Below are 14,174 nucleotides of genomic sequence, written 5' to 3'. Positions count from 1 at the left end.
GCGAGGACTAAAAGAAAGAATAAAGCAGGTAAATCAAGGGAAATTGCTGTGATATCCTAACAAAAGCCATATCTGCATAAAATAAGTAATTTAGATGACCGCAACAGATTCTGCTAAGCACCAAAAATCCAAAGCCCTCAAACCGGGTAGCCGCCGCCCCGCTAAAGAACTGTGCAGCGAGTGCGGTTTGTGCGATACATATTACATCCATTATGTCAAGGAATCTTGTGCTTTCTTAACACAACATATTGCAGAACTGGAAGCAGAGATTCACGGGCGATCGCGAAATCTCGACAATCCCGACGATTGGTATTTCGGAGTCAGTCAAAACATGATGGCGGCTCGGAAAAAAGAGCCGATCGAGGGCGCTCAGTGGACGGGAATCGTCAGCACAATTGCCATTGAAATGCTCGAAAAAGGAATTGTAGAAGGCGTTGTTTGCGTCCAAAATACTAAGGAAGACCGCTTTCAACCGATGCCGATTATTGCGAGAAATCGCGAAGAAATTCTGGCAGCAAAAGTCAACAAACCAACTCTCTCTCCCAATCTTTCAGTATTAGAACAAATCGAAAAATCGGGGATGAAGCGGCTGTTAGTAATTGGCGTCGGCTGTCAAATTCAAGCTTTGCGAACAGTCGAGAAAAAACTCGGTTTAGAAAAGCTCTACGTTTTGGGAACTCCCTGCGTCGATAATGTCAGCCGCGCAGGCTTGCAGAAATTCCTAGACACGACTAGCCGTTCTCCCGAAACAGTTGTATCTTACGAGTTTATGCAAGACTTTAACGTTCACTTCAAACACGAAGATGGTTCGGAAGAAAAAGTGCCGTTTTTTGGATTGAATACTAAGGAATTGAAAGATGTTTTTGCTCCTTCTTGTTTGAGCTGTTTTGATTATGTGAATTCTTTAGCTGATTTAGTGGTGGGCTACATGGGAGCACCTTTTGGCTGGCAGTGGATTGTGGTGCGAAATGACACCGGGCAAGAGATGTTAGATTTGGTAACGGATCAGTTAAATACTCAGCCGGTGATGTCTCAGGGAAACCGCAAAGAAGCGGTTCAGCAAAGCATTCCGGCTTATGAAAAAGGAGTGACTTTGCCGATGTGGGCGGCGAAGTTAATGGGAGTTTTTATTGAGAGAATTGGGCCGAAGGGTTTGGAATATGCTCGGTTTTCGATTGATTCTCATTTCACTCGCAATTATCTGTACGTGAAGCGCAATTACCCGGAGAAATTAGAGGCTCATGTGCCGGAATATGCTAAGCGGATTGTGGGACAGTATAAGTTGCCTGAGTGAGGTGATTCGGAGAGTTTTTAAGAGGTATTTTGCAGGGACATGATATTGCCCTCTTTCCTTCAGTCCGGCAGGGGTTTAAACCCCTGCCTCAAAGCTTAAGTCCTTTGAAAAGGACTGAATCAATTATTGGTTGTGTTTGTGGTGCAAGATGGCTTTAACTGTCAATTAGATATATAAGATTATGACACTTATAGTGGCACACAAATATATCAATTTACCAAGGTCGATCGCACTTACTTGTTGTGTGCTTCTAGCATTATCTGGAAAGGGAGTGTCGGCCAAAGCAGCAGAAGTGCGATCGGGAAACAAAACATTTGCTGAATGGTGTCGCGAAAAAGATTCTTTGACTCCAGAAGCTAAACATACAGTTGAGGTGCTGTTGAAGGAAGCAGAAACTACTGAGTGCGATGCGGCTAATCAGAAACTTTCGAGTCTCACCGCACTCTTCCTCTGGGGTAATCAAATCAGCGACATCAAACCTTTAGAATCTTTGACTAACCTGATTACACTCCACATTAGTAACAATCAAATCAGTGACATCAAACCGCTAGCATCTTTGCCTAACCTGATTACACTATCCGTCGGCAACAATCAAATCAGCGACATCACACCGCTAGCATCCTTGACTAACCTGACTACTCTCCAACTCAACAACAATCAAATCAGCGACATCAAACCGCTGGCATCTTGGACTAACCTGACTTGGTTAGACATCAGCAACAATCAAATTAGTGACATCAAACCGCTAGCATCCTTGACTAACCTGACTTGGTTAGACCTCAACAATAATAAAATCAGCGACATCAAACCATTGCTATCTTTGACTAAACTGGCTGCGATCAATCTCGAAAACAATCACATCAATGACATCAAACCATTGCAATCCTTAACTAACCTGACTTGGTTACAACTCAGCGGAAATCCGATCGCCCCCAAAACTTGCCCACTCAAACCAGAGTCTATCTGTAAGTGGGAACCACAAGCTCAACCATAAAACTTTACAGTGACGTTCGATCGCACTTAAATATTTCTGTTACGAAGGATAAATTTGCTATTCCTGAGAAAAACCCGATCGCCCTTATTGACTAAAAGCGATCGCACCTCCCTTCCTACAAATCAGCAGCGTGCTGCTTCAATTCATCCAAAGAAACGTATTCCAAAGTCAGGGCGTGAGTCGCACCCAAAACCACAAGCGGCGCACATCCAGCATCCATTGCTTCCTTCCAGCGAGAAGCGCACAAACACCAGCAATCCCCAGGCTTCAAACCGGGGAAATTAAATTCGGGAACCGGAGTGCTCAAATCATTTCCATTCGACTTAGTGAATTGCAAAAACTCTTCTGTCAGTTGAGCACAAACAGTGTGAGCCCCAAAGTCGCCACCACCTGTATTGCATTTGCCGTCCCGATAATAGCCCGTCATTGGCGAAGTGCAGCAAATCTCTAACTTTCCGCCCAGCACATTTGTAGCTTCCGTCACCATCGCAACTCCTGAGTAAAACTCTTCGATCTAATTTTACACAACTCGTTGTTTATATATTTTTTTCCATGACAAAGTTGATTAATTTTTGTCCTCTGCATTCTACTTCTTGTTTTCTAATCACAATAAATCCCTGGCTTTCAAAAAAAGGTCGCGCTGTAATGCTGGCTTCGGTAAATAATTTGTTAATTCCTAAGTCTTGGGCTTTTGACTCAATTTGTTTTAAAATTAGCCTGCCGACTCCTTGCCTTTGAAAATGTTGATGACAGAAAAAGCAATCGATATGGCCGCTTGCTTCTAATTCCCCAAAACCTGCAATTTTCTCACCCTCTTCTGCTACGAAAGTAAATTTACTGCTTAAACTTTTAGTCCAACTTTCGATATCCATATCTGCTGGCGCCCAAGCATCTACTTGTGCTTGTGTGTAATCGCGGATGTTTATTTCGTGTATGGTGTCGTAAAACAGTTGTACAATTTGTTGGGTATCACCGATTTCGTAGGTTCGTACTCTCATAAATTATCTCACTGCGATCGCTTGTTTAATATTAATTTGGGATTTTTAACCGCTTCGGAACGCGGATGAATGTTGGCTTTTACCATTTTGTCTGATTTCTTGCAGGGCGATCGACCCAAAATTTCTCTACCACCCCTTGACAAACAAGCCTACTCTATGTTAATGAAGCAGAAGCAAACCTCACTCGAATTAACAGTACATCAATCCAGCAGCTTAACGAATAAGGCTTGAAACTTATGAGAGAAATTGGGCCCGATCCAAACCGACCCTATCCGATGCCCGACCAACGGCGCGTATGCTTCATCAAAAACTTTATTAAATCCCCCAACATTATCGTCGGCGATTACTCATATTACGACGATCCAATAGATCCAGAAAATTTTGAAAAAAATGTACTTTATAACTACGGAAACGACCGATTAATAATTGGCAAATTTTGTGCGATCGCCACCAACGTCAAATTCATTATGAACGGTGCAAATCACAAACTCGACGGGATTTCAACTTATCCTTTTCCTGTTTTTGGGAATGGTTGGGAAACAGCCATGAATTTATTAATGGAACTGCCAAGTAAAGGCGATACCGTCATTGGCAATGATGTTTGGATCGGCTATGAATCACTGATTATGCCCGGAGTAAAAATCGGCGACGGTGCCGTCATTGCCGCCAAATCCGTTGTAGTAAAAGACATTCCCGCTTACACCGTTGTCGGTGGAAACCCCGCCCATCCAATCAAACAGCGTTTTAGCGATGGTGAGGTTGCACAACTATTAGAAATTAGGTGGTGGGATTGGGAAATAGACAAAATTTCGCGCAATGTCAGCATAATTATGCAAGGCGATATTCAAGCACTCAGCAATGCTGCATAAACTCCAAAATACAGCAATTTTTGATTAACAAAGTGGAGGTTTAAAAATGTTGAAAATTGCCTACTTAATTTTCTGTATTCTAGGCACTGCTTTGCCCTACTCCCAGTTTGTCCCGTTTCTTTTAGAAGAAGGGTTGAATATTAAGGCGTTCTTCGGTGAGTTGTTTGCTAATCAAATTTCCGGTTTTTTCGGCATGGATGTAATAGTGTCATCCCTGGTTTTTGGTACTTTTGTATTTAGCGAAGGTTCGCGTCTAAAAATGAAAAACTTGTGGATTTATATTGTCAGTAACTTACTGGTGGGTGTTTCCCTGGGTTTGCCTTTATTTCTCTTAATGCGGCAGCGCAAAATTGAAGAAACATCTTGAGAGTTTTGTAGTTGTTGGGTTTTGCTTTCGCTAAACCCAACCTACACAATCTGAAAACCCAACATCAGCGTCAATCTGCGTGCATCTGCGGTTAAAAATCCTCAGATTCTTGCAAAAAATCTACTCTTTAATTCAAAACTCAGGGAAGAACAAGGAGCCCCCCTACCCCAAGAGGCACCGCCCCAACAACTTACTTAGCTGGGCCCACAGCCTCGATCGCATCCTCCAGGGCGATCGATACATGAGTCCAATGAGTCCCCCCCTGACAAAAAGCCACGTAAGGCTCCCGCAGAGGCCCGTCAGCCGAAAATTCCGACGTACTCCCATCAATAAAAGTACCCCCAGCCATCACTAACTGACTTTCATACCCGTGCATCGGAGCCGGCACCGGATCTAAATAGGAACCGACGGGGGAATTTTGCTGAACCGCGCGACAAAAAGCAATTAACTTATCAGCAGAACCGAATTCGATCGCCTGAATCACATCACGTCTTCTAGCCAAAGGCATAGGATTCACTCGATAACCCAACTTATAAAAAACATAAGCCGTCAAATGATTGCCCTTCATCGCCTCGCCCACACAACCGGGAGCCATAAACAAACCCTGAAACAGCAACCGATTCAAATCAAAAGTTGCGCCGCCGCTGCTGCCGATTCCCGGTGCCGTCAAGCGACAAGTTGCCGCCTCCACCAAATCCGCCCTGCCGGCGACGTAACCTCCAGCAGGGACGATCGTACCCCCCGGATTTTTGATTAAAGAACCAGCCATTAGATCCGCACCCACAGCAGTAGGTTCGCAATCATCAACAAACTCCCCGTAACAATTATCAACAAAGCAAATTGTGCTAGGATTCTGATGTTTGACTATGGCGACGATTTTTTCAATCTCAGAAATAGACAAACTCGACCGCCAAGAATAGCCGCAAGAGCGCTGGATAAAAACCAGGCGAGTCTTTGCTGAAATAGTAGAACTCAATGCCTGCCAATCCACACTTCCTTCGCGAGTTAGAGGCAACTCACGGTAACTAATGCCAAACTCAAGCAGTGAACCTTGACCTTGCCCCCGCAAGCCGATCACTTCTTCTAAAGTATCGTAGGGAGAACCAGCCACTGCCAACATTTCGTCACCAGGACGCAGGATGCCAAAAAGAGCACAGGCGATCGCGTGAGTACCCGAAACAAACTGTACCCGGACAGCCGCAGCCTGGGCCCCTACCACTTCGGCAAACACCCCGTCCAAAGTCTCCCGACCCAAATCATCGTGGCCGTAACCCGTAACCCCTGCAAAATGGTGGACTCCAACCCGGTGGCTGCGAAAAGCTTTTAAGACTCGTTGAAGATTTTGCTTGACTGTAGTGTCAATACCAGAAAAAATCTGAAAGAGTGCCTGTTCTGCTTCCTGTAGCCGTGAAACGCTATTCATCTATACCTCGCTCACCCTTTGCGTGCGCGGTGTTCATTATGGCGTAGATGCGGCCCCTAGTTTGTAAACATAATATATTCATGACGATTGCAACTTCCAAAAAAACTTCTCCTGATTGGCCTGTCATAGGCTTTATGGCCTTTCTGCACATCGGTGCTTTATTTGCTTTGCTGCCGGGTAATTTTAGCTGGTCTGCGGTCGGGCTAGCAGTATTCCTGCATTGGGTAACAGGTGGTTTAGGAATTACTCTCGGATTTCACCGCCTCGTCACCCACCGCAGTTTTCAAACACCGAAATGGCTAGAGTATTTTCTAGTTATTTGCGGTACCCTTTCCTGTGAAGGTGGCCCGATCGACTGGGTAGGAATGCACCGGTTACACCACATACATTCCGACACCGAAACAGATCCCCACGATTCCAATCAAGGCTTCTGGTGGAGCCACATGGGTTGGATGCTCTCGGATCTCCCGATCAGAGTTGAAATCCCCCGCTTTACTAAAGACATCGGCGACGACCCAGTATACAAGTTTCTCCAAGCATATTTTATCCCCATCCAAGTTGTCTTCGGTGTGTTGCTTTATTTATTAGGCGGCTGGTCTTTCGTGGTTTGGGGCGTGTTTCTGCGGATCGTGGTGGTGTTCCACTGCACTTGGCTGGTTAACAGCGCTACCCACAAATTCGGCTACCGCACCTACGAGTCGGGCGATCGCTCGACCAACTGCTGGTGGGTTGCCCTCCTTACCTACGGCGAAGGCTGGCACAACAACCACCACGCCTTTCAATACTCGGCTCGCCACGGTCTTCAATGGTGGGAAATCGACTTCACCTGGATGACAATTCAATTGCTGCAATCGCTGGGTTTGGCAACCAAAGTGAAATTAGCAGAAAAATAGCATGGGCAATGAGTCATGGGTTGTCGGTCATCAGTTCTGGACTAATGGCTCGTGACCAATGCCTCATCCTGTTTTTGCGATCGGTATAGGTTGGGTTGAACACTGATCGAGTCTTCGGGTGCGATCGACCCAACCAAAACCAGAATGAGTTATAATATAATTGGGAACAAAAAATTTTGTTTGGCAGCCAAATTTTTTATTTTCAAAATACAACCGTAAATCTTTTTCAATCCTAATCCCAAATCTATCATTGATTCTTTATTAGTTTGGGCAAGTATGCAGCAAAAAAGTTCACTGCTCAATCCCAACTATTATGCGTGAATCTAGCTCGGCATCTCATCAGAAATCAAAAAGAGAATGACAATTGCAACGCAAGAAAAACTCCAATACAATTGGAAGCACGTTATTAGTTTAGCAGGACTTCATATCGGCGCTTTGTTCGCACTGCTACCCAGTAACTTCAATTGGACAGCAGTTGGTTTAACAGTATTTATGCACTGGATAACCGGCGGTTTGGGAATAACTCTCGGATGGCATCGTATGCTCACCCACCGCAGTTTTCAGACACCAAAATTCGTAGAATACTTTCTAGCATTTTGCGGAGCCCTTGCCTGTCAAGGAGGAATAATTGATTGGGTTGGGCTGCACCGATTGCACCACACCCACTCTGACCAAAATGCGCTCGACCCTCACAATGCCCAAAAGGGTTTTTGGTGGAGTCACCTCGGCTGGATGCTATATAAAGGTCCAGCTCACGCTGAAATTCCCCGCTGCACAAAAGACATTTCAAGCGACCCGTTTTATCAATTTTTGCAAAATTACTTTCTGCCAATTCAAATCGCCTTTGGCGTCTTGCTTTACTTAGCAGCAGGCTGGCCTTTTGTAGTTTGGGTAATTTTTGTCCGCTTAGTTTTCGTGTATCACTGCACCTGGTTTGTTAACAGCGCCACTCACAAATTTGGCTACCGCACCCACGAAACAAAGGATAGTTCTACTAACTGTTGGTGGGTGGCTGTCCTGACTTATGGCGAAGGCTGGCACAACAACCACCATGCTTATCAATACTCTGCGCGTCACGGCATGGAATGGTGGGAAATTGACTTCACTTGGATGACAATTCAAGTCTTGGAAGCACTAGGTTTGGCTACTAAGGTGAAATTACCAGCCAAGTAGCAGCATGGGGCATGGGGCATGGGGCATGGGGCATAGGGCATGGGGCATGGGGCATTGGTAACAACTCACAAATAACCAACTGTCAACTGCCAACTGTCAACTGCCAACTGCCCACTGTCAACAGCCCACTGCCCACATCCTAATGAGTCCGTTTTTGCTCGCCCCGGCCGCGCAAATATTCCGCTAAAAACGCCAATCCTCCCGAACCTACTATCAACAGCACGCTGAGAGCATTAATATCCGGTTTTACCCCAGTCCGAATCCGGCTAAAAATTTCCATCGGCAGAGTTGTAGTCCCGCTACCTGCGGTAAAACTCGCAATCAAAAAATCGTCCATGCTGAGGACAAAAGACAGCAGACAACCCGAGACAATTCCGGGTATTAATTGAGGGAGCAAAACCTGAATAAAAGCTTCAACAGGCGTTGCACCCAAATCCAAGGCAGCCTCTTCTAAATACGGGTTTAAATCGGCCAATCTAGTAGAAACAGCTAGGGCGATGTAAGCCAGACAAAACACAATGTGAGCGGCGACAATTGTCCACAAACTCAGAGGAATAGCCAGCGCCGCTAAAAATACCAGAGTAGCAACTGCGGTCGCAATATCTGGAATAATAATCGGCAAGTAGGATACTCCCTGATATAAACTCTTGCCTGGAAAGCGGTAGCGGGCTAAACCAACTGCCATCAAAGTGCCTAGTACAGCCGAGATTGCAACTGCACACACAGCCACTGTTAAACTGTTTCTCAGGGCAATTAAAATCCGCGTATCGCTAAATAATTTAACGTACCAATCTAAAGTAAATCCTTCCCAACCTGCGCTAAAACGCGATTTGTTAAAGCTGTAAAAGGTGAGTACCAGGATAGGCAGGTACATATAAAAAAACATCAAAACGGCAAATATTACCTGCCAAGAAACCTTAAATTTAGGTTTTAAGTACATATCGGCTTGTATTTCCTCCTGTGGATTGTCGGCGGTCTTTTCCATTTCTCGGTAATGGGTAATGGGTAATTGGTAATTAGTAATTGGTTATTGGAACAGTCAACAGTCAACAGTCAACAGTCAACTAACTTAGATTGCATTACGATCGCCATATTTGAGTAAAAGCGCAATTCCAATACTCACTGCAAAGATTAATACCATACTCAGAGCCGAACCCAGACCCCAATTTTGAGTCGCCCCCAAAAATTGATTGTAAATCAAACGAGCCGCCGTCATGCTCGAAGCTCCACCGAGCAACTCTGGATCGACAAAATCGCCTAAACAGCTAATAAATACTAGCAAAGAACCCGCAGCAATTCCCGGCATCGTCTGAGGTACTGTCACTTTCCAGAAAGTTTCCACTGGATTCGCACCCAAATCCTGAGATGCTTCTAGCAACCTGCGGTCTAACTTTTCTAAAGATGCGTAGAGAATTGTCACGATATAAGGCAAATAACTGTAAGCCATGCCGATTAAAACTGCAGAACTTTGATTAAGCAATTCCAGAGGAGGAATGCCTACAAGTGCCAGCAGCGAGTTGAGAACCCCCGTAGGACGCAGAATTGTAATCCAAGCATACGATCGCAACAGCGAAGAAGTCCACAGCGGCAACACAAAGCCTAACAAAGTTAAATTCCGCCACTTTTTCGAGACATTGAGGGCTATCCAGTAAGCGACGGGAAATCCCAGCAGCAAACACAGAATAGTAGTCCCCGTTGCGAAAAAGAGCGATCGACCCATCACCTGCAAATTCAGCGGCTCAAACACTCGCAGGTAATTGCCGATTCCCGAAGGATTCACCAAATCTCCCGGCTTAATATTCGGGACCAAACTAAGCTGAAAAATCACCAAAGTTGGTATGACTAATAATAAAAGCAGCAACAAGCCAGAAGGGCCGAGCAATGCCAGTGGCCCTGTCCACGACGACCTGCGAGAAACAGTTTCAGCCTTCGAGGGAGAACTGGGAGGAAGAGGAGGGGGAGCTTGAGTGGAAACAGCCATAAATAAATAGTTTTGAGTTTTGAGTTTTGATTTGTAGGGGCAGGTTTCACCTACAATAATCGCCTAAAATAAACAATCTCATAAACCCGCCCCCACCCCACGGTAAAGCGAAATGTAATGTAGGGGCGGGTTCACCTACAATAATCGCCTAAAATAAACAATCTCATAAACCCGCCCCCACCCGACGATAAATCGAAATCTACATGAAATTTATGGTCAAAATAAGATTAGCCGCTAGTTAATTGAGTCCAATAGCGATCGTACACGTCTATAAATTTTCCTACCGGAGCAACACCTTCGCAATTTTTCAAAGTAGCCTCAGAAGGGAAAAGAATTTCATTTTCGCGCACTTCCGGCGTCAGCAAACTAAAAGCATCTTCCGAAGGAGTTGAGAAACTGAGCCGTTCTACCAAAGAAGCAGCGACATCGGCTTGCAGCATAAAGTTAATCCACTTATAAGCTGCTTCTGGATTGGGAGCACCTTTAGGAATTACTAAAGTGTCAGTCCACAGAGAAGAACCGCTTTTTGGCACAACATAGCGCAATTTGTCATTATCTGGAATTACCTCATTAGCATCAGAAGAATAACACATAGCTACCTTCAAATCCCCCGTCAGCATTTGCGGCCGCCAAGCATCAGTGGTAAAAGATGCGATCGCCGGTTTGAGTTCAACCAACTTTTCGTAAGCTTGTTTCACTTGGTCTGGGTTCGTAGAATTGAGAGAATAGCCCAACATCCGCAGCGCAGCACCCATCACTTCTCGAACATCATTTGCCAGCGTCATTCGCCTTGCTAACTCCTGTTTGTGCTGCCACAAATAGTCCCAATCTTCTGGCTCTTCTTTGAGTTGTTCGCTGTTGTAAATTAAGCCTGTGGTTCCCCAACTCAAAGGGACGCTGTAGCGGTTTCCTGGGTCATATACGGGGTTTTGGAACTGTTTTTTTAGCCGATCGATCCCGCCCAAAATCGAGTGGTCTAATGGGCTCAACAGCCCCAGTTCCGTCATCTGAATCACCATGTAGTCAGACGGGTAAATGATGCTGTAGGCCCGGCCACCGCCAGCTTGAACCCTAGCCAGCATCGCCTCATTGGAGTCAAATACGTCTGCAACCACGCGAATGCCTGTTTTTTCGGCAAAGCGATCGAGCAAAGCGTTATCGGTATAGCCTGCCCAAGTATAGATGAAAAGTTGGTCGGCAGAACCTTGGACGGGAGGAGCAGATTGCACGTCTGCAAGCCGCCAGCCACAACTCGAAACAGCTAACCCGGAAATTGTCGCCGCCGAATTTTTTAGGAACTGACGGCGTGTAGAATTAGCCGGAAAAATCCTGGAAATTGGTAAGTTAGTCGGAGGCACAGTTCGATTTTAGATTTTAGATTTTAGATTTTAGATTGGGGAATTGGGGATTGGGAAATTCGATTTTAGATTTGAGAATTTGTAATCAGGAATAATTGGTAATGGGGAAATTCTCCCATTCTCCCCCTCTTCCTTCTTCCTTCTTCCTTCGTTTCCCAATTATCCTCGATCAGTCAAAGCGAGACAATCAGTTGTTCCCCAATAAGCGTAAATCGGCGTGTGCGGATCTGGGAAAGAACCGCCGGTATTTGGCTGGCGCACTGTAATTTTATCGCCCGACGCCAACTCAACGACGTAATGAACGTGCGTGCCCATGTACATAGTATTTTTGAGTCGCCCTTCAAAACAGTTGACCGACACTTCCGGCTGGTAGAGATTCAAATATACTTTTTCCGGCCGGACGCTGACCACAACAGAGTCGCCTGTGACACCACTCCACATATCTGACTGCTGAACGATTATTTTCAGATTGGCTGATGTGCGAACTGTGATAGTCGATCGGTCGATCGACTCCACCGTACCAGAAAACAAATTCGTATCCCCAATAAAATCGGCCACAAAAGCCGTCTGCGGGCACTCATAAATTTCTTCAGGAGAGCCAATTTGCTCAATCCTCCCCTCGTGCATCACCGCAATCCGGTCAGACAGACTCATCGCCTCTTCTTGGTCGTGAGTCACCATCACAAAAGTCAAACCCAATTCTTGATGCAAATTCGACAGTTCCAACTGCATCTGCTTCCGCAACTTCAAATCCAGAGCACCCAGAGGTTCGTCCAGCAGCAGAACCGCCGGTCGATTTACCAGAGCTCTCGCCAAAGCCACCCGCTGCTGCTGGCCGCCCGACATTTGACCGGGAAACCTGTTAGCGAAAGATTCCATTTTCACCAATTGCAAAACTTCCCGTACCCGTTCTTCAATTTCTGCTTTCCCCAGCTTTTTGATCCGCAATCCAAAAGCGATATTGTCCCAGACATTCATGTGTCCGAACAAAGCGTAGCTTTGAAACACAGTATTTACCGGACGGCGGTAAGCGGGAGTGTTGGTCATCGACTGGCCCCGAATCATCAATTCGCCCGCCGAGGGAGTCTCGAACCCAGCGATTAAGCGCAGCGTCGTAGTCTTGCCGCAGCCACTGGGCCCGAGGATGCTAAAAAATTCTCCTTGGCGGATGTTGAGGTCAACTCCGCGGACTGCGGTTTCGCCGTTAAATACCTTAAAGACCTTGCGGAGTTCAACGTCAAGCGCTGTATCCGTTGCTGTCGTACCTTGGTTGAGTGCTGTCTGAAACATATTCGCCCTTTCCTGGGGGTAATGCACGCCACTTAAATACAGTTTAAGTTTAGACTTTTCTGTATTTTAGGTGAGGAATGTTGGATGTAACAGGTTTTGGGATTTGTTCTTTAAATTCTATCCCAGAGCGCACCATTGTCAGCAACAGGCAAGATGCCTGTTCCACAAGAAGAAAATTCACTCTTTGTGGAACAGGCATCTTGCCTGTTCATAAAAGGCTTATTGAGAATGGTACAACATCTCAGATCGATCGACCATCTATTGAATCTCAGGACTTGGCGTGGGAGAGGGTTTTTGCGGTTTGTCTGTTTTGGGTGCTTCTGCTTTTTTCCACTCTGACAAAGGTCGCTGGACGGCATTTTTAAAGTCAAAAGGCACTAGCAGCACGGGCAAATTTTGGGCGGAATTTTGAGGGGGCGCTTCCGGCGGATTGGCTTGAGCGTACAAGAAGCGGCCGCTAAAGTCTGTTTTGCCTAAAACTAGGCGGTGAGTTTCCTGGTTGTCCAGCTTTACTGTGACTGTAGCTTGGGGTTGGTCGAGACCGAATTCTGGCAGTTGAGCAGCAGTAGTATTAATCGTGCGATCGCTCTTTCCTGTTGCCAGCCTGTCTAGCAAAAAATCCACTGATGCCTGACTTGCGTGTGCTTGCACTGGCAATTTCATTTCCCAGCTAGACTTGCCTCCTTTTGTAGCATAAACTCGCTCAAAAGTCAATATTTTTTCGGGAGTTTTGACTGTAAAGAATTGTACGCGATCGGAGTTAAAAGCAAAAATTTTCTGTTGTTCTTCCTTAGCAGCTTCCTGTTTCGGAGATACTTGCATCTCGAACAAAGCAACCAACCCCGTCATGCTCAGCGCGACGGCTATCAATACTAATGTATTTTTCTGCAATTTCATAATAACTGAGAATTGGGCATTGGGAATTGGGCATTGGGCATTGTTGACTGTTGACTGTTGACTGTTGACTGTTGATTAATGTTATTGGTTATTTGTTATTAGCCACAGCAAAGGATTAACAAATGACAACTGACAATTGCCCACTGACAACTGACTATTGCCCACTGACAACTGACAACAGTCAACTGTCAACTGTCAACTAACTTATCTTCTCTTCCACCAGATAGCGCCGCCAATTCCCAATCCGAGTAAAGGCCACATTAGCCAAGCTAAAACCAGCAATCCTACTTGGAGGGCCGTCATGTTAATGCGGCGGTTAGTAGCTTTTTTCGGACTGATAGAAAAGCTTTGCTGGTCTGGTTTACTCAACCAACTGACTGAATTGAGAAACACGTCGCTATTGAGTTGTTGGTCAAACCAACCGTTAGTCACAAATTGAGATGTGCCAATTACTACCATTCGCGATGTTTTTCTAGGAGTTGAAGGCGCAGAAGGAGTTGCGGTTGGACTGGGAGATGCTGTGGGAGATGCTGTGGGAGATGCTGTGGGTGTTGGCGAAGTCGTCGGTAATGCTGGCGGCGTAGCTTCTTGCGAGACAATCACCGAATAGCTGATTGGGGAAGCTGTTGGCGAAGTT

General features: G+C 45.7%; 16 protein-coding genes and 1 pseudogene. 6 read left to right on the top strand and 11 right to left on the bottom strand.

The window, feature by feature from the left end; all coding sequences use genetic code 11:
• Positions 1 to 94: 94 nt before the first annotated feature.
• Complete coding sequence (locus QUB24_RS05800; protein ID WP_333151547.1) at positions 95 to 1,294, top strand: Coenzyme F420 hydrogenase/dehydrogenase, beta subunit C-terminal domain; 1,200 nt, start codon at positions 95 to 97, stop codon at positions 1,292 to 1,294.
• A gap of 181 nt (positions 1,295 to 1,475) precedes the next feature.
• On the top strand, positions 1,476 to 2,288 hold the full coding sequence (locus tag QUB24_RS05795; protein WP_333151545.1) for a leucine-rich repeat domain-containing protein: 813 nt from the start codon (positions 1,476 to 1,478) through the stop codon (positions 2,286 to 2,288).
• A 115-nt stretch (positions 2,289 to 2,403) separates the two neighbouring features.
• On the opposite strand, the gene QUB24_RS05790 is transcribed toward QUB24_RS05795, so the two are convergent.
• The 3 genes from QUB24_RS05790 to QUB24_RS05780 are packed head-to-tail and all read right to left on the bottom strand — an operon-like array spanning position 2,404 to position 3,429.
• Positions 2,404 to 2,775, bottom strand: a complete 372-nt coding sequence (locus tag QUB24_RS05790) for a DUF2237 domain-containing protein (RefSeq protein WP_333151543.1) — start codon at positions 2,773 to 2,775, stop codon at positions 2,404 to 2,406.
• A 49-nt stretch (positions 2,776 to 2,824) separates the two neighbouring features.
• Positions 2,825 to 3,286 carry a GNAT family N-acetyltransferase gene (locus tag QUB24_RS05785; protein WP_333151541.1) on the bottom strand — a complete coding sequence of 154 codons (462 nt, stop codon included), beginning with the start codon at positions 3,284 to 3,286 and terminating at the stop codon, positions 2,825 to 2,827.
• 8 nt (positions 3,287 to 3,294) lie between these two features.
• Positions 3,295 to 3,429 carry a hypothetical protein gene (locus QUB24_RS05780; protein WP_333151538.1) on the bottom strand — a complete coding sequence of 45 codons (135 nt, stop codon included), beginning with the start codon at positions 3,427 to 3,429 and terminating at the stop codon, positions 3,295 to 3,297.
• A gap of 93 nt (positions 3,430 to 3,522) precedes the next feature.
• Here QUB24_RS05780 and QUB24_RS05775 point away from each other — a divergent pair, with 93 nt between their 5' ends.
• Both QUB24_RS05775 and QUB24_RS05770 read left to right on the top strand, forming a co-directional pair.
• A complete protein-coding gene (locus QUB24_RS05775; protein ID WP_333151536.1) occupies positions 3,523 to 4,155 on the top strand; it encodes a Vat family streptogramin A O-acetyltransferase in 633 nt (210 codons plus the stop codon).
• 46 nt (positions 4,156 to 4,201) lie between these two features.
• A complete protein-coding gene (locus QUB24_RS05770) occupies positions 4,202 to 4,522 on the top strand; it encodes a DUF2834 domain-containing protein (protein WP_333151534.1) in 321 nt (106 codons plus the stop codon).
• Between the two features lie 190 nt (positions 4,523 to 4,712).
• On the opposite strand, the gene QUB24_RS05765 is transcribed toward QUB24_RS05770, so the two are convergent.
• Positions 4,713 to 5,945, bottom strand: a complete 1,233-nt coding sequence (locus tag QUB24_RS05765) for a methionine gamma-lyase family protein (RefSeq protein ID WP_333151532.1) — start codon at positions 5,943 to 5,945, stop codon at positions 4,713 to 4,715.
• A gap of 80 nt (positions 5,946 to 6,025) precedes the next feature.
• On the opposite strand from QUB24_RS05765, the gene QUB24_RS05760 reads away from it, so the two are divergent.
• Together QUB24_RS05760 and QUB24_RS05755 are read left to right on the top strand one after the other, a co-directional pair.
• Entirely contained in the window at positions 6,026 to 6,838 is an 813-nt protein-coding gene (locus tag QUB24_RS05760; RefSeq protein WP_333151530.1) for an acyl-CoA desaturase, read from the top strand.
• A 357-nt stretch (positions 6,839 to 7,195) separates the two neighbouring features.
• Positions 7,196 to 8,011, top strand: coding sequence for a fatty acid desaturase (locus QUB24_RS05755; protein ID WP_333151528.1), 816 nt, complete (start codon positions 7,196 to 7,198; stop codon positions 8,009 to 8,011).
• Between the two features lie 139 nt (positions 8,012 to 8,150).
• Here QUB24_RS05755 and QUB24_RS05750 read toward each other — a convergent pair whose 3' ends face one another.
• The 7 genes and pseudogenes from QUB24_RS05750 to QUB24_RS05720 form a co-directional block, all read right to left on the bottom strand.
• Positions 8,151 to 8,996: an ABC transporter permease gene (locus QUB24_RS05750; RefSeq protein WP_333151526.1), complete on the bottom strand. Its 846-nt coding sequence runs from the start codon at positions 8,994 to 8,996 to the stop codon at positions 8,151 to 8,153.
• 84 nt (positions 8,997 to 9,080) lie between these two features.
• A complete protein-coding gene (locus QUB24_RS05745; protein WP_333151524.1) occupies positions 9,081 to 9,992 on the bottom strand; it encodes an ABC transporter permease in 912 nt (303 codons plus the stop codon).
• 227 nt (positions 9,993 to 10,219) lie between these two features.
• On the bottom strand, positions 10,220 to 11,350 hold the full coding sequence (locus QUB24_RS05740; protein WP_333151522.1) for a spermidine/putrescine ABC transporter substrate-binding protein: 1,131 nt from the start codon (positions 11,348 to 11,350) through the stop codon (positions 10,220 to 10,222).
• Between the two features lie 159 nt (positions 11,351 to 11,509).
• Positions 11,510 to 12,640 (bottom strand): ABC transporter ATP-binding protein, encoded by a 1,131-nt coding sequence (locus QUB24_RS05735; RefSeq protein ID WP_333151520.1) that lies wholly within the window; start codon positions 12,638 to 12,640, stop codon positions 11,510 to 11,512.
• A 49-nt stretch (positions 12,641 to 12,689) separates the two neighbouring features.
• Entirely contained in the window at positions 12,690 to 12,839 is a 150-nt protein-coding gene (locus tag QUB24_RS05730; RefSeq protein ID WP_333151518.1) for a hypothetical protein, read from the bottom strand.
• 59 nt (positions 12,840 to 12,898) lie between these two features.
• Positions 12,899 to 13,537 carry a DUF4340 domain-containing protein gene (locus QUB24_RS05725; RefSeq protein ID WP_333151516.1) on the bottom strand — a complete coding sequence of 213 codons (639 nt, stop codon included), beginning with the start codon at positions 13,535 to 13,537 and terminating at the stop codon, positions 12,899 to 12,901.
• Between the two features lie 204 nt (positions 13,538 to 13,741).
• Positions 13,742 to 14,174 (bottom strand): annotated as a pseudogene (locus QUB24_RS05720) (GldG family protein); the annotation flags it as partial.

It is taken from the genome of Microcoleus sp. B9-D4 (assembly GCF_036705105.1).
GTDB lineage: Bacteria > Cyanobacteriota > Cyanobacteriia > Cyanobacteriales > Microcoleaceae > Microcoleus.
The sequence above is the reverse complement of the archived record's forward strand: the minus strand, read 5'-3'. Positions and strand labels throughout refer to the sequence as shown.

What these genes read in the sequence shown, in the direction of transcription:
- QUB24_RS05800 (WP_333151547.1), top strand. Translation starts at nt 95, where the DNA reads ATGACCGCAACAGATTCTGCTAAGCACCAAAAATCCAAAGCCCTCAAA.
- QUB24_RS05795 (WP_333151545.1), top strand. Translation starts at nt 1,476, where the DNA reads ATGACACTTATAGTGGCACACAAATATATCAATTTACCAAGGTCGATC.
- QUB24_RS05790 (WP_333151543.1), bottom strand. Translation starts at nt 2,775, where the DNA reads ATGGTGACGGAAGCTACAAATGTGCTGGGCGGAAAGTTAGAGATTTGC.
- QUB24_RS05785 (WP_333151541.1), bottom strand. Translation starts at nt 3,286, where the DNA reads ATGAGAGTACGAACCTACGAAATCGGTGATACCCAACAAATTGTACAA.
- QUB24_RS05775 (WP_333151536.1), top strand. Translation starts at nt 3,523, where the DNA reads ATGAGAGAAATTGGGCCCGATCCAAACCGACCCTATCCGATGCCCGAC.
- QUB24_RS05770 (WP_333151534.1), top strand. Translation starts at nt 4,202, where the DNA reads ATGTTGAAAATTGCCTACTTAATTTTCTGTATTCTAGGCACTGCTTTG.
- QUB24_RS05765 (WP_333151532.1), bottom strand. Translation starts at nt 5,945, where the DNA reads ATGAATAGCGTTTCACGGCTACAGGAAGCAGAACAGGCACTCTTTCAG.
- QUB24_RS05760 (WP_333151530.1), top strand. Translation starts at nt 6,026, where the DNA reads ATGACGATTGCAACTTCCAAAAAAACTTCTCCTGATTGGCCTGTCATA.
- QUB24_RS05755 (WP_333151528.1), top strand. Translation starts at nt 7,196, where the DNA reads ATGACAATTGCAACGCAAGAAAAACTCCAATACAATTGGAAGCACGTT.
- QUB24_RS05750 (WP_333151526.1), bottom strand. Translation starts at nt 8,996, where the DNA reads ATGGAAAAGACCGCCGACAATCCACAGGAGGAAATACAAGCCGATATG.
- QUB24_RS05745 (WP_333151524.1), bottom strand. Translation starts at nt 9,992, where the DNA reads ATGGCTGTTTCCACTCAAGCTCCCCCTCCTCTTCCTCCCAGTTCTCCC.
- QUB24_RS05735 (WP_333151520.1), bottom strand. Translation starts at nt 12,640, where the DNA reads ATGTTTCAGACAGCACTCAACCAAGGTACGACAGCAACGGATACAGCG.
- QUB24_RS05730 (WP_333151518.1), bottom strand. Translation starts at nt 12,839, where the DNA reads ATGCCTGTTCCACAAAGAGTGAATTTTCTTCTTGTGGAACAGGCATCT.
- QUB24_RS05725 (WP_333151516.1), bottom strand. Translation starts at nt 13,537, where the DNA reads ATGAAATTGCAGAAAAATACATTAGTATTGATAGCCGTCGCGCTGAGC.